Annotated in this window: 13 protein-coding genes; 7 read left to right on the top strand and 6 right to left on the bottom strand. The window is 33.8% G+C overall.

Annotation, left to right across the window (positions count from 1 at the left end; genetic code table 11):
* Window positions 1-105 precede the first annotated feature (105 nt).
* On the bottom strand, window positions 106-732 hold the full coding sequence (locus tag ACFQ1Q_RS13595) for a CPBP family glutamic-type intramembrane protease (protein WP_386132603.1): 627 nt from the start codon (window positions 730-732) through the stop codon (window positions 106-108).
* Window positions 732-1,190, bottom strand: a complete 459-nt coding sequence (locus ACFQ1Q_RS13590; RefSeq protein WP_386132600.1) for an Lrp/AsnC family transcriptional regulator — start codon at window positions 1,188-1,190, stop codon at window positions 732-734. The genes ACFQ1Q_RS13595 and ACFQ1Q_RS13590 overlap by 1 nt, the downstream gene beginning before the upstream one ends.
* 161 nt (window positions 1,191-1,351) lie before the next feature.
* Between ACFQ1Q_RS13590 and ACFQ1Q_RS13585 the strand changes: the two genes are divergently transcribed.
* Window positions 1,352-2,551, top strand: a complete 1,200-nt coding sequence (locus ACFQ1Q_RS13585; protein WP_386132597.1) for an aminotransferase class I/II-fold pyridoxal phosphate-dependent enzyme — start codon at window positions 1,352-1,354, stop codon at window positions 2,549-2,551.
* A gap of 73 nt (window positions 2,552-2,624) precedes the next feature.
* Here the strand turns inward: ACFQ1Q_RS13585 and ACFQ1Q_RS13580 are convergent, their stop codons facing one another.
* Window positions 2,625-3,659, bottom strand: a complete 1,035-nt coding sequence (locus ACFQ1Q_RS13580) for a metal-dependent hydrolase (RefSeq protein ID WP_386132594.1) — start codon at window positions 3,657-3,659, stop codon at window positions 2,625-2,627.
* 150 nt (window positions 3,660-3,809) lie between these two features.
* Between ACFQ1Q_RS13580 and nhaC the strand changes: the two genes are divergently transcribed.
* From nhaC to ACFQ1Q_RS13560, 4 genes are all read left to right on the top strand, one after another.
* Window positions 3,810-5,267, top strand: coding sequence for a Na+/H+ antiporter NhaC (nhaC, locus tag ACFQ1Q_RS13575; protein WP_386132591.1), 1,458 nt, complete (start codon window positions 3,810-3,812; stop codon window positions 5,265-5,267).
* 224 nt (window positions 5,268-5,491) lie between these two features.
* Complete coding sequence (locus ACFQ1Q_RS13570) at window positions 5,492-6,136, top strand: peroxiredoxin (RefSeq protein ID WP_386132588.1); 645 nt, start codon at window positions 5,492-5,494, stop codon at window positions 6,134-6,136.
* 78 nt (window positions 6,137-6,214) lie between these two features.
* Window positions 6,215-6,523, top strand: a complete 309-nt coding sequence (locus ACFQ1Q_RS13565; RefSeq protein WP_386132585.1) for a thioredoxin family protein — start codon at window positions 6,215-6,217, stop codon at window positions 6,521-6,523.
* 5 nt (window positions 6,524-6,528) lie between these two features.
* On the top strand, window positions 6,529-6,786 hold the full coding sequence (locus tag ACFQ1Q_RS13560; RefSeq protein ID WP_386132583.1) for a DUF6952 family protein: 258 nt from the start codon (window positions 6,529-6,531) through the stop codon (window positions 6,784-6,786).
* Between the two features lie 51 nt (window positions 6,787-6,837).
* Here the strand turns inward: ACFQ1Q_RS13560 and ACFQ1Q_RS13555 are convergent, their stop codons facing one another.
* Together ACFQ1Q_RS13555 and katG are read right to left on the bottom strand one after the other, a co-directional pair.
* Window positions 6,838-7,308 carry an ankyrin repeat domain-containing protein gene (locus tag ACFQ1Q_RS13555; RefSeq protein ID WP_386132581.1) on the bottom strand — a complete coding sequence of 157 codons (471 nt, stop codon included), beginning with the start codon at window positions 7,306-7,308 and terminating at the stop codon, window positions 6,838-6,840.
* A gap of 109 nt (window positions 7,309-7,417) precedes the next feature.
* Window positions 7,418-9,646 carry a catalase/peroxidase HPI gene (gene katG / locus ACFQ1Q_RS13550; protein ID WP_386132578.1) on the bottom strand — a complete coding sequence of 743 codons (2,229 nt, stop codon included), beginning with the start codon at window positions 9,644-9,646 and terminating at the stop codon, window positions 7,418-7,420.
* Window positions 9,647-9,906: 260 nt separating this feature from the next.
* Here katG and ACFQ1Q_RS13545 point away from each other — a divergent pair, with 260 nt between their 5' ends.
* Together ACFQ1Q_RS13545 and ACFQ1Q_RS13540 are read left to right on the top strand one after the other, a co-directional pair.
* Complete coding sequence (locus ACFQ1Q_RS13545; RefSeq protein WP_386132575.1) at window positions 9,907-10,626, top strand: hypothetical protein; 720 nt, start codon at window positions 9,907-9,909, stop codon at window positions 10,624-10,626.
* A gap of 66 nt (window positions 10,627-10,692) precedes the next feature.
* The gene (locus ACFQ1Q_RS13540) at window positions 10,693-10,929 is read left to right on the top strand and encodes a putative signal transducing protein (protein ID WP_386132572.1); all 237 of its coding nucleotides are present in this window, start codon (window positions 10,693-10,695) and stop codon (window positions 10,927-10,929) included.
* Between the two features lie 110 nt (window positions 10,930-11,039).
* Here ACFQ1Q_RS13540 and ACFQ1Q_RS13535 read toward each other — a convergent pair whose 3' ends face one another.
* On the bottom strand, window positions 11,040-12,665 hold the full coding sequence (locus tag ACFQ1Q_RS13535) for an ABC-F family ATP-binding cassette domain-containing protein (protein ID WP_386132569.1): 1,626 nt from the start codon (window positions 12,663-12,665) through the stop codon (window positions 11,040-11,042).
* Between the last annotated feature and the right edge of the window lie 29 nt (window positions 12,666-12,694).

Raw genomic sequence — 12,694 nt, 5'->3', positions numbered from 1 at the left:
TAAATTTTGATTTAATGATAAATATATAGTCTTTGTAATTAAAGACGATAAAATTTTGAAGAAGGTTGCCTAAAGAAAATTTAATTACTAAAAAAATTAGTTTCACTAAGTTGGAAATCCTAACATCTCGCCCATACCAACTGTATATAACCAGCAACCATAAATCATGTGCTCAACCATTACTAACACAGTTGAGTTAGTCTTGTAAAATGTAAATGCAAAAAGCAATCCTCCTATAAACGTGATTATCATTACTAAGGTATTTCCAAAAAACAAGTGGCCTAACGAGAATAAACCAGCATTAATAAGAATTAGCAAATTCTTGTTTTTAAAAAAAACTTGATACCGACTAAAGAAAAAAGTACGGTATAAAAATTCTTGAGGTATAACTGAAAATAAAGTATAAACACCTAAAAAAAACAACCATATCTTAGGTTTTTCTATAACATAAAATAACTTTTCTGGTGTTGTTAAGTAAACAAATACAGCTAATACCAAAGCAATGATTATAAATTTCACTAAAGTTGATTTTAAAAACGACAACCACTTATCTCTATTTGGCTTAACAAACTTTGGATGTTCTGCAAAAACGGAAATTAAAATCACATACAAAAAACCAAAAGCTCCTAGTGTTAATTTGCCTTCCATTGGCCAATCTAAAACTAAACTTATTGGTACAATTACAAAAAGCAAAAATAGCTCTAAAGCCCTAAATTTTAAAGTATTAATCATTAAATAACGATTTGTGTTGTGTGCTTTACCTCATTAATCATAAACATACTATGTGTACTACCAATATGGCTAATTGTGGTTAATTTTTTCACCATAAAATCTCTAAATGCTTCCATATCTTCTACCAAAACTTTTAGAAGATAATCATAATCACCACTGATATGATAACATTCTAAAACCTCCGCTAATTTAGCTACTTCGCGCTCAAATTGCACTACGTATTCTTGCGTATGTTGTGTGAGTTTCACATGACAAAACGCTACAAAATCCTTATCAATTTTATGTTTATCTAAAAGCGCTACATAACTATTAATGACGCCTTGATTTTCGAGTTTTTTTACGCGTTCATAAACCGCAGTAACGGATAACCCCAAATTATGAGACAACGCTTTTGTAGTTTGCTTACAGTCTGTCTGAAGTAATTTCAACAAACGTTTATCAGTTTCATCTAGATGCATGAAAGTAAATTTTTCGGTTTTATTAAAACAAGATAGTCATAAATTAGAAAATTTATCTACAAAACAAATAAAATTACGTTTTATAATCTAAATTAGATATAAGTAATTGATTATTATTCACAATTTCTTCAATTTTGAATTGAATTTAAAACATAAAAATCATGGCTTTTAAACCTGCAAACAATATTCAAGACCTTCAGTATTTTGGGGAATTTGGTGGTGTTAATCCTTCTATTTCAGATTCTTCAACCTATACCTTTTTATCGGCAAAAACGATGTTTGATACGTTTGAAGGTAATGCCGATGGCTGCTATTTGTATTCGCGTCATTCGTCACCTTCAAATTTATATTTAGGAGAAGCACTCGCTGCAATGGAAGGTACAGAAACGGCAACCGTAACTGCTTCTGGAATGGGCGCAATCACTCCAGTTTTATTACAATTGTGCGGCAACGGTGACCATATTGTGAGCAGTCGAACTATCTATGGTGGCACTTATGCGTTTCTTAAAAACTTTACGCCACGTTTGGGTATTGAAACGTCATTTGTAGATATTACTAAATTAGATATTGTTGAAGCTGCTATCACTGAAAATACCAAGATTTTATATTGCGAGTCGGTGAGCAATCCTCTTTTAGAAGTTGCTGACGTTAAAGGGTTAGCCGATTTAGCCAAAAAATACAATTTACAATTGGTGGTTGATAACACGTTTTCGCCATTATCTATTTCGCCTAAAAATTTGGGGGCAGATATCGTTATTCACAGTTTAACCAAATTTATAAATGGAAGTAGCGATACTGTTGGTGGCGTTGTTTGTGGCTCGCAAGACATGATTGACCAACTAAGAAATGTTAATGATGGCGCAGCTATGTTATTGGGTTCTACAATGGATAGTTTACGTTCGGCTTCGGTTTTAAAAAATTTGAGAACGCTTCATATAAGAATGCAACAACACAGTAAAAATGCTTTATTCCTAGCCGAAAAGTTTGAAGGCTTAGATCTAAAAACTGTGTACCCAGGTTTAAAATCGCATCCGTCTCACGAATTATTCACTTCAATGATGAATGATAAATATGGTTACGGCGGTATGCTAACTATTGATGTGGGTTCTCTTGATAAAGCCAATTCATTAATGGAATTAATGCAAGACAGAAATCTTGGTTATTTAGCGGTAAGCCTTGGTTTTTATAAAACCCTATTTTCTGCGCCAGGAAGTTCAACTTCATCCGAAATACCAGAAGACGAACAAGCCGAAATGGGACTAAGCGACGGATTAATTCGTTTCTCAATTGGTCTAGATGCTGATATTGAACGTACTTTTGAAATGATGCACAAATGCATGAAAGATTTAAGTATACTATAATTATTAAAAAAAAGAGTCAAATTGAATGGCGGTTGACTTTTAATCTGCTGAGTCAACTGCTTTCAATTTGAATTTATAAGCCTTTCAAACGCTTTATCATTGGTTGAAATAAATCTTTTGCAGTCGTATTCTTATCAAAATCTGGACTTGAATTTTTCATATCCCAACGTCCATTATTTTTAAATATTCTGAAAGAAAATAAAGATGAATTTTTGTCTTCAGGATTTAACAATGGATAACGCAAATCTTTATAGAGATACATCCTTTTTTCGCCCGAAGGAATGACATGATAAAAATCATCACTAAACCAGGCTAACAAAGACAAATCCTCATCATCCATAGGCACAGGCGACTTTTCCTTTTTTATAATTTGAAAGTCTTTCACTGTATTTTCAGAATCTAAAAGCGAATAAAATCCGAGATAAAACGCATCATCCGTTTCTGCAACGCCATACCATAATATATTATTCAGAATAGTCGGTTGTGTTCTAAAACGGCTGACTAAAATATTTTTAGATTGAAAGGATTTTTCAAAAATTGAATTGACATAAAATTTATTCCCTAATGTGAATAGCATATATGCGGAACTGATTCCAACTCCAATCTTCAACCAACGTCTTCGTTTTAAAGTTTTTCGGTTAAAAAACATTAAAACAATCATTGAAATTAAAAACGGAACCGTATACAACGGGTCAACCACAGCAATGTTATTAAAAGCTACTCGATAATCTGAAAACGGATAAAATAATTGTGTGCCGTAAGGTGTAAAACAGTCTAAAATGGGATGCGTTAATAATGACCAAAAGAATAATTTTTGCCAATCTTTTAATGTCGTCGTACCCAATCGCTTCCCAAAATTATATAATTTGTAAATCAACCAACCAAACACAAAGGTTCCTAAAATCGAAAACAAAACCGAATGCATAAACCCACGATGAAACATCATAGCTTGGATTTGGTTATCGTAAATTAAATTACCGACAAACACATCTAAATCTGGTATTGTACCTCCAATAGCGCCAAAAAGTAAGGCTTTATTGCCAATCTTTTTACCTAACACAGCTTCGCCACAAGCGGCACCGAGAACAATTTGAGTTAATGAATCCATATTTGAAGTTGCTAAAATAATCAAATGAGGATGAAGTTGAATTTGAAGTCGAAGATGAAGATGAATACTGGAACTGCAAACTGAGACTGAAAACTGAATTTGCATATCGTTACTCAAAATCGTAACATTACGACACTAAACTAACTAAGCATGCAAGACAACAATAAAGACAGTTTTAAAGCAGACGACCAAAATATAATGACAAACAAAGAATTAAGTTTTTTTGAAGCTATGATTCCTGTAGTTATATTAATGAGTCTTTTAGCTTACAACATATTCTTTGTAGAAAGCCAAGAGTGGTTTGGTGCATATACAAACCAAATTATTTTATTAATTGGTGGTGGCGTTGCGGCACTGGTTGGTTTTTTAAATAAAGTCAAGATAACTACCATGATTGCAGAAATTTGGGAAAACCTTAAAAGTGTTTTTATTCCAATAATGATTTTATTTTTAGTTGGTGCACTTGCCGGAACTTGGCTTGTTAGCGGTGTAATTCCTGCGATGGTGTATTACGGTTTGCAAGTTTTAAGTCCTGAAATATTTCTGCCAGCGTCTGTAATTATCGCTGCAGTAATCTCTATTGCTACCGGAAGTAGTTGGACGACGTCAGCAACTGTTGGTATTGCTTTAGTTGGTATTGGTACAGCTCTTGGTATTTCTTCAGGGATGATTGCTGGTGCAGTAATTTCTGGTGCTTATTTTGGAGATAAAATGTCGCCATTGAGTGATACTACTAACCTTGCGCCCGCAATGGCAGGCACAGATTTGTTTACGCACATCAAGTATATGGCAATTACAACTGTACCTACGGTTCTTGTAACACTTATTGTCTTTGGGATAATTAGTGCATCGATTGAACCAACCGGAGATGCTGACATAAGTAACTTATTGGCATCGATTGATAAGGCATTTAATATTAATCCTTGGCTATTTTTGGTTCCTGTTGCAGTTATTGTACTTATTTTATTAAAAACAAAACCTCTAATTGCTTTAGCTTCTGGTGTTATTTTAGCCGCAATTTTTGCTTTTATTTTTCAACCTGAAGTTTTAGAAAGTTTATCTGATTCAAATTTTTCTGCCATTACAAATGCCATCTTATCAGACACGAATATTACTACAGATAATGAAGCGCTAAATGAACTCTTCTCCGCCGGAGGAATGAATGGTATGTTATGGACAATCTTCCTAATTATTTGCGCCATGGTTTTTGGAGGTATTATGGATGGTATTGGTGCTTTATCCCGAATTACAAATGCATTATTATCGGTTGCCTCTAGTATATTTGGTTTATTTGCAAGTACAGTGATTAGTTGCTTGGGTTTAAACGCCATTGCTTCAGACCAATATTTGGCTATTGTTATTCCAGGAAAAATGTTTAAGAAAGCTTATGAAGATAAAGGATTAGCCCCAGAAAATTTAAGCAGAACTTTAGAAGACTCTGGTACTGTAACCTCGGTTTTAATCCCATGGAATACTTGTGGCGCTTATCAAAGTGGTGTTTTGGGAGTTGATGTTTGGCAATACTTTTTCTACGCTATTTTTAATTGGTTAAGTCCATTTACAACATTGCTTTTTGCAGCCTTAAGAATTAAGATAAAAATGCTTTAAAAAAAATAAGTAAGAATCTGACAAATATTAATCAAAAATACTATCAATCTGATAATTTTAAACCTCCAAAATTATCAGATTTTTAGTTTTAAGCGCTTTCCTAAAAATCTATTGCAAGCCCTTATTTCACAATAGGTTTTTCTTATACAACACCCTATTTTAAACTTGTTTTAAGTCGTAATTTTGCACTTCAAAAAAACAACAAACAACTTAAAAACATTAATATGTCATTTGTAGGAAAAAAGTTTCCAAATATTAGCGTTGACGCTATGAACGAAATGGGCGATACGTTTAAAATTAACGTTTTAGAAGAAGCTCAAAAAAATAACAAAAAAGTAGTATTGTTTTGGTACCCAAAAGATTTCACTTTTGTTTGCCCAACAGAATTACATGCTTTTCAAGCAGCAGTTTCAGAATTCGAAAAAAGAAATACCATTGTAATTGGTGCGTCTTGCGATACACCTGAAGTTCACTTTGCATGGTTGAGTACATCTAAAGACAATGGTGGAATTGAAGGTGTTGAATATCCAATTCTTGCAGATAGCAACCGAAATCTTTCAAGTGTTTTAGGCATTTTAGATATTACCAAAGAGGTTTATGACGAAGAAACTGACTCTGTACAAGTTGAAGGTGACAACGTTACTTATCGTGCGACTTACATCATCGATGAAGAAGGTACTGTACAACACGAAAGTATTAACAATATGCCATTAGGAAGAAACGTACAAGAATACATCCGTTTGGTGGACGCTTTAACACACGTACAAGAAAAAGGTGAAGTTTGCCCTGCAAATTGGGAAGAAGGTAAAGACGCTATGCAAGCTAACGTTGCTGGTACGCGTGAGTACCTAAAAGCACATTTAAACTAAGAAGCTAATAAATTTTCTGTCATGTCGAGCTTAATCGAAGCACTAAGTACGACATGACAGTAATTAAAAAAAAAGATTATGATAAAGGAATTAAATGAAGACAACCTGAAAAATATTGTTGCAGAAAACGAAAATGTTGTAGTACAATATTCTGCAACGTGGTGTGGAAATTGCCGTATCATGAAGCCAAAATTCAAAAAATTAGCTTCAGAAAATGAAAACACAGTTTTTGTTATTGCTGATGCTGAAAAATTTCCTGAAAGTAGAAAATTAGCAAATGTGGATAATTTACCAACATTTGCAACTTTCAGTAAAGGCGAATTTAAGAATCAAGTACAAACCAATAAGTTCGATGTACTTAAAGAATTAGTTAACGAAGTCATTTAATTATTATGAAATTACCAGTAATAAAACAATTGACCAATTTCATTGAAGAAAATGATGAAGATTTTGTTATTGAAACCATTGAAACTTTAGAAAATTTAACTGAAGTACCTTCGCTTAAAGACGAAGAACTTGATGTTATAGGTGAACTGATTTCTAATATGTATGGTGCTTTAGAAGTTAACAAAGCTATAAAAGAAGGCACACCAAGGAAAGAAGCTCTTAACGGCTTTATGCAACGCGTTATGGGTGCGATTGATAAATAAAAATAATTTTAATTTTTTACTAAATAAAAAGAGCCGCGTTTGCGGCTCTTTCTAGTTTAGAATATCCACTAAATTTTGATTTCCTTTTTCCTTAGCATAAGCTAAAGCTGTCTTGCCTTTATTATCTTTTATAGAAGTATCAGCTTTATGCTTCAACAACAACCTTACTACTGCATCTTGATTGTACATTACTGCATAAATCAATGGCGTGACGCCAACTTTATTTTGTGAATTGATATCAGCACCTTTAGAAATTAGCAATTCTGCTAACCGCAAATTTCCTTTAAAACAAACTCCTAATAGGGCAGTATTTCCTGAACTATCTTTAGCATTAACCTCTGCACCGTTGTCCAATAAAATTTTTGTAGCATCTTCGTTTCCAAAATAGGTGGCAAAGATTAGTGGTGTAAAACCTCGTGCATCTTTTGAGTTTACAACTTGTGGATTATTATTTATTTGAAGTTGTAAGCGGTCTTTAAAACCTTTTCTTATGGTATCGAAAAATAGTTCTGTGGCATTCATGAATTATTAATTTTAATGTCACTTCGACTTCGCTCAGTGACCAATTGGATAAAAGAAAAAAGGAATGCATCACAATGACGCACTCCTCCTTTTCATTATTCAATAAATTTTACTTTAAATCAAAACGGTCTGCATTCATCACTTTTGTCCAAGCAGCTACAAAATCATTTACAAATTTTAACTCGCCATCACTAGCGCCGTAAACCTCACAAACAGCTCTTAGCTCTGTATTTGAACCAAAAATTAAATCAGCACGTGTACCTTTAAATTTTACTTCACCTGTTCTTCTATTACGGCCTTCAAAATGTGTTTCGGCTTCTGAAGTTTCGCTCCAAGTATAGGTCATATCTAAAATATTCTTGAAGAAGTCATTAGTTAATTCGCCTACATTATCAGTAAATACTCCATATTCAGAATTATCATAATTTGTTCCAAGAACCCGCATTCCACCAACCAAAACAGTCATTTCTGGTATTGAAAGCGACATTAAATTTGCTTTATCAATTAACAAATCTTCTGCTTTAACATCAGCGTTGGCATTTTGATAATTTCTGAAACCATCGCCAACTGGCTTTAAATAATTAAATTGCTCAATATCAGTCTGCTCTTGAGTCGCATCTCCACGACCTGATGCAAACGGAACCTGTATTGAGTGTCCTGCTTTTCTTGCTGCTTCTTCAACTCCAGTATTTCCAGCTAATACAATTAAATCTGCAAGTGAAATCTCACCTTTAAATTCGCTTATAATACCTCTATAAACATTGAGTATCTTCTCTAATTCTTCAGGATTGTTAACTTTCCAACTACGCTGTGGTTCTAATGCTATACGCGCACCGTTAGCTCCGCCACGTTTATCAGAATTTCTAAATGTTGAAGCCGAAGCCCAAGCTGTTTTTACTAATTGAGATATTGACAAGCCAGAAGCTAATATCATTTTCTTCAATGTGTCTATGTCAGAATCACTTAAAGTATAATTGACTTTTGGAATTGGGTCTTGCCAAATTAAATCTTCAGCAGGCACTTCTGGACCAATATAATTAGCTTTTGGTCCCATATCTCTGTGTGTTAACTTAAACCAAGCTCTAGCAAAAGCATCTTCAAATGCTTTGTGGTCTTTATGAAATTTCTTAGATATTTCTAGATATGCTGGGTCTTCTTTTAACGCAATATCAGCTGTTGTCATCATTAATGCTTGCTGTCCTTCTCCACCTGCTCTTGGTGCCATACGCGCTTTTGATTCGGCAGTTGGTGTCCATTGGTGTGCGCCAGCCGGACTTTTAGTTAATTCCCAATCATAATTTAAAAGTACATCAAAATAATCAGCATCCCATTGTGTAGGATTTGGCGTCCAGGCACCTTCAATTCCTGATGTTATTGCATCTTCTAAGACACCTGTGTTATAAGTGTTTTTCCAACCTGTACTCATTTCTGCCATCGTTGCTCCATGAGGCTCAACACCAACATATTCGTTAGGATTAGCTGCACCATGCGCTTTACCAAATGTGTGACCTCCTGCAACAAGAGCAACTGTTTCTTCATCATTCATTGCCATACGACCAAAAGTTTCGCGCACATCATGAGCAGAACCTATTGGATCTGGATTTCCATCTGGACCTTCAGGATTAACATATATCCAACCCATCATTACTGCTGCTAATGGGTCTTCTAAATCTCTTTTTAATGGGTCTTTTTCGCCATCGTATCTCGCAGCGTTTTCACCCCATTCTGTTTCGCTTCCCCAGTACACATCTTGTTCTGGCTCATAAATATCTTCTCGTCCTCCAGCAAAACCAAATGTTGGGAAACCCATTGATTCTAAAGCAACATTACCTGCTAAAATCATTAAATCTGCCCAAGATAATTTGGCGCCATATTTTTGTTTTATTGGCCACAATAATAAACGTGCTTTATCTAAATTTCCGTTATCTGGCCAGCTATTGATGGGTGCAAAGCGTTGATTACCTGTTCCTGCGCCACCACGACCATCACCAACTCTGTACGTTCCAGCGCTATGCCATGCCATACGAATCATTAATCCTCCATAATGCCCATAATCTGCTGGCCACCAATCTTGCGAATCGGTCATTAAGTTGGTTAAGTCTTGCTTTAATTCTTCGTAATTAATAGTACTAAAAGCTTTTGCATAATCAAAATCTTCTCCATAAGGATGGTTTTTCGAAGCGTGTTGACGAAGTATATTTAACTTTAATTCATTTGGCCACCAATCTCTGTTTTTAATACCGTGCCCAGCACTACTTTTTTGCTTTCCGCTTAAAAAAGGGCATTTACCAGCATCACTATTGTTGATTTCAAATGTCTCAGTATTTTTATTATCCATTTTTTATGTGTTTTATTTAAGATTCGATTTGCTAAAATTATAAAATTTTAGTGCTCATTTTTTTTGTTTAAAATATCTTATAATTATTTCGCCATAGAAATTAACTATTTTAAATAAAATTTCTATTCTTTTTTTCGATTTAAAAAAATTATGTTTAAAGTTATTGTTTTTTTCTCTTAGTATTTAAAAAATGATCAAACATAAATGTTAAAGAATTGTACAGCAATGGTTTGATTCGTATTTTTATAAATAAAAAAGCTATGATGATAAAGAGAACTAATATTGAGGAGAAGTTACAAAGACTTAAACTAAAAACATCTTCAGAAATTAGTGTTTTAGATTCAGTTAGAGCAATTTTAGACGCAGATAATAAAAAAGAAGACCGAATCCTAAGTACTATCGATTCTGGTAAGTCTAAATACTCTAATGATTTTGAATTTGATTTGCTTAAGACGGAAAATATCTATCACATTAATCAAATAAAATCGATTTGCATTGATTATCGATTAAGATTTTTAGATAGTAAATATTTTAAAGGGAAATTGCCTTACGAAGCAATTACTAAAATCAAAGCTTTAGAAAAAGAGCACAATACTGAACTTAGTGGTTTTAAAATTATAGCGCCTTCAAAACTATTTAAGTTAGAAAATGCTGATGACCCGCTACTTTTTGCTCCAATAGGCAATGGTTATTTTTATTTAATACATAAATGGGGAAATGATTTAAGCCCTTTCCGAAAATTACTTATGTGGCCTTATAAAGGTTTTGGAAATTTAATTTTTGCTGTATTTGTTTTAAGTTTATTAGCGACAGCATTATTTCCTGAAGGTATTTTTTCTAACAAACCCAATTCTACACAAGCTGGCATGATTTTCTTTTTCATCTTTAAATCTGTTGCTGCTATGGTTATATATTATGGTTTCGCAGCTGGGAAAAATTTTAACTACGCTATTTGGAATAGTAAGTACTTTAATGCTTAAAAACTTTTAATAGAATTATTTTAAAATTTGTTGTAATTTGAAATAACTTATCAAAAACAAAAAATCATGAGCGACTCAGATTACACAAAAATATACGGCGGAAATTTTATAATGGTTGGCCGCGTAAAATCAGAATTAGAAGCTGCTGGTATTATCCCTATTATAAAAGATGAAGGAGAATCTCAACGCTTAGCTGGATACGGATCAGTTAATCAAGGATTCCAAGAGGTATTTGTCAATAATGAGGAGCTAAATAAGGCTTTAGAAATAACTAATAGAGTCATTGCTGAAATGAAAGGCTAGTTTTTAGTTGATTGTTTTGGTTTTCAATTAATTATACCAATTTATATTAGAAAAAAAAAAGGAACTCTTTTAAAAGAGTTCCTTTTTTGTTTAAACTATTTTAAAAAAAATTAAGCCTCAACAGCATACATTTTTTCGCGCTGTTCTTTAATCTTTTTATCACTCATATATTCATCAAAGGTCATGTAACGGTCTATAACACCATTAGGCGTTAATTCTATAATACGGTTACCTACGGTTTGTGCAAACTCATGGTCATGCGTTGTGAGCAGAACTGTGCCTTTAAAGTTTTTAAGAGAATTGTTAAACGCTGTAATACTTTCTAAATCTAAGTGGTTAGTTGGCTCATCTAACATTAAAACATTAGCACGCATCATCATCATACGGCTTAACATACAACGGACTTTTTCGCCACCAGAAAGCACATCTGCTGTTTTTAATGCTTCTTCTCCACTAAAAATCATCTTACCAAGAAAGCCTCTAATATTTACTTCTTCGCGCTCTTCTTCGGTTTGTGCCCATTGACGTAACCAATCGACTAGGGTTTGTTTTTCTTCAAAATACTCGCTATTATCTAATGGTAAGTAACTTTGAGTTGTTGTAACGCCCCAATCAAATTTACCAGAGTCTGCTTTTTCTTTACCGTTTAAAATTTGGTAAAATGCAGTAGTTGCACGACTATCTTTAGAGTAAACAACGACCTTATCACCTTTATTTAAGTTAATATCAATATTTCTAAATAAAATTTCGCCGTCTAGACTTGCCGATAATTTATCAACATTTAAAATTTGATCACCAGCTTCTCGGTCACGTTCAAAAATTATTGCTGGGTAACGACGACTTGAACGTTTAATTTCAGAAATATTAAGTTTATCAATCATCTTTTTACGACTCGTAGCTTGCTTAGATTTTGCAACGTTTGCCGAGAAACGACGTATAAACTCTTCTAATTCTTTTTTCTTTTCTTCTGCTTTTTTGTTTTGCTGAGCATGTTGCCTAGCCGCTAATTGAGACGACTCATACCAGAACGTATAATTACCAGAAAAGTGGTTAATTTTTGCAAAATCTATATCTGAAATATGAGTACAAACTGCATCTAGGAAGTGACGGTCGTGCGATACAACTATAACACAATTATCGTAATTGGCTAAGAAATTTTCTAACCATGAGATGGTTTCGTAATCTAAATCGTTGGTAGGCTCATCCATTATTAGCACATCAGGATTTCCAAAAAGCGCCTGCGCTAAAAGCACGCGTACTTTTTGCTTACCATCTAAATCTGCCATTAATGTATAGTGAAATTCTTCCTTTATGCCAAGGTTAGACAACATTGCTGCAGCGTCGCTGTCAGCATTCCAACCATTCATCTCCTCAAACTGAACTTGCAACTCACCAATTTTTTCTGCATTTTCATCTGTATAATCAGCGTAGAGCGCATCAAGTTCAGACTTTAGTTTATATAATGGCTTGTTTCCTTTTAAAACGGTCTCTAGTACGGTATCATCATCGTGTTTATTGTGGTTTTGCTCCAAAACAGACATACGCTTTCCAGGCTCTAAATGAACATGTCCTGAAGTTGGGTCCATTTTTCCTGCTAAAATCTTTAAAAATGTAGATTTTCCGGCGCCATTGGCACCGATGATTCCGTAGCAATTACCGTTATTAAAAGTGGTATTTACTTCATCAAACAAAACGCGTTTTCCAAATTGTACCGAGAGGTTAGAAACTGATAACATTTATAGTAGTTTTAATTGGGCGCAAAAGT

The sequence above is a fragment of the Winogradskyella litorisediminis genome (genome assembly GCF_042675765.1).
Lineage (GTDB): Bacteria > Bacteroidota > Bacteroidia > Flavobacteriales > Flavobacteriaceae > Winogradskyella > Winogradskyella litorisediminis.
This window is presented reverse-complemented; position numbering and strand designations above follow the sequence as displayed.

Excerpts from the sequence above, each read along its gene's own strand:
- ACFQ1Q_RS13595 (WP_386132603.1), bottom strand. The coding sequence starts at position 732 with ATGATTAATACTTTAAAATTTAGGGCTTTAGAGCTATTTTTGCTTTTT.
- ACFQ1Q_RS13590 (WP_386132600.1), bottom strand. The coding sequence starts at position 1,190 with ATGCATCTAGATGAAACTGATAAACGTTTGTTGAAATTACTTCAGACA.
- ACFQ1Q_RS13585 (WP_386132597.1), top strand. The coding sequence starts at position 1,352 with ATGGCTTTTAAACCTGCAAACAATATTCAAGACCTTCAGTATTTTGGG.
- ACFQ1Q_RS13580 (WP_386132594.1), bottom strand. The coding sequence starts at position 3,659 with ATGGATTCATTAACTCAAATTGTTCTCGGTGCCGCTTGTGGCGAAGCT.
- nhaC (WP_386132591.1), top strand. The coding sequence starts at position 3,810 with ATGCAAGACAACAATAAAGACAGTTTTAAAGCAGACGACCAAAATATA.
- ACFQ1Q_RS13570 (WP_386132588.1), top strand. The coding sequence starts at position 5,492 with ATGTCATTTGTAGGAAAAAAGTTTCCAAATATTAGCGTTGACGCTATG.
- ACFQ1Q_RS13565 (WP_386132585.1), top strand. The coding sequence starts at position 6,215 with ATGATAAAGGAATTAAATGAAGACAACCTGAAAAATATTGTTGCAGAA.
- ACFQ1Q_RS13560 (WP_386132583.1), top strand. The coding sequence starts at position 6,529 with ATGAAATTACCAGTAATAAAACAATTGACCAATTTCATTGAAGAAAAT.
- ACFQ1Q_RS13555 (WP_386132581.1), bottom strand. The coding sequence starts at position 7,308 with ATGAATGCCACAGAACTATTTTTCGATACCATAAGAAAAGGTTTTAAA.
- katG (WP_386132578.1), bottom strand. The coding sequence starts at position 9,646 with ATGGATAATAAAAATACTGAGACATTTGAAATCAACAATAGTGATGCT.
- ACFQ1Q_RS13545 (WP_386132575.1), top strand. The coding sequence starts at position 9,907 with ATGATGATAAAGAGAACTAATATTGAGGAGAAGTTACAAAGACTTAAA.
- ACFQ1Q_RS13540 (WP_386132572.1), top strand. The coding sequence starts at position 10,693 with ATGAGCGACTCAGATTACACAAAAATATACGGCGGAAATTTTATAATG.
- ACFQ1Q_RS13535 (WP_386132569.1), bottom strand. The coding sequence starts at position 12,665 with ATGTTATCAGTTTCTAACCTCTCGGTACAATTTGGAAAACGCGTTTTG.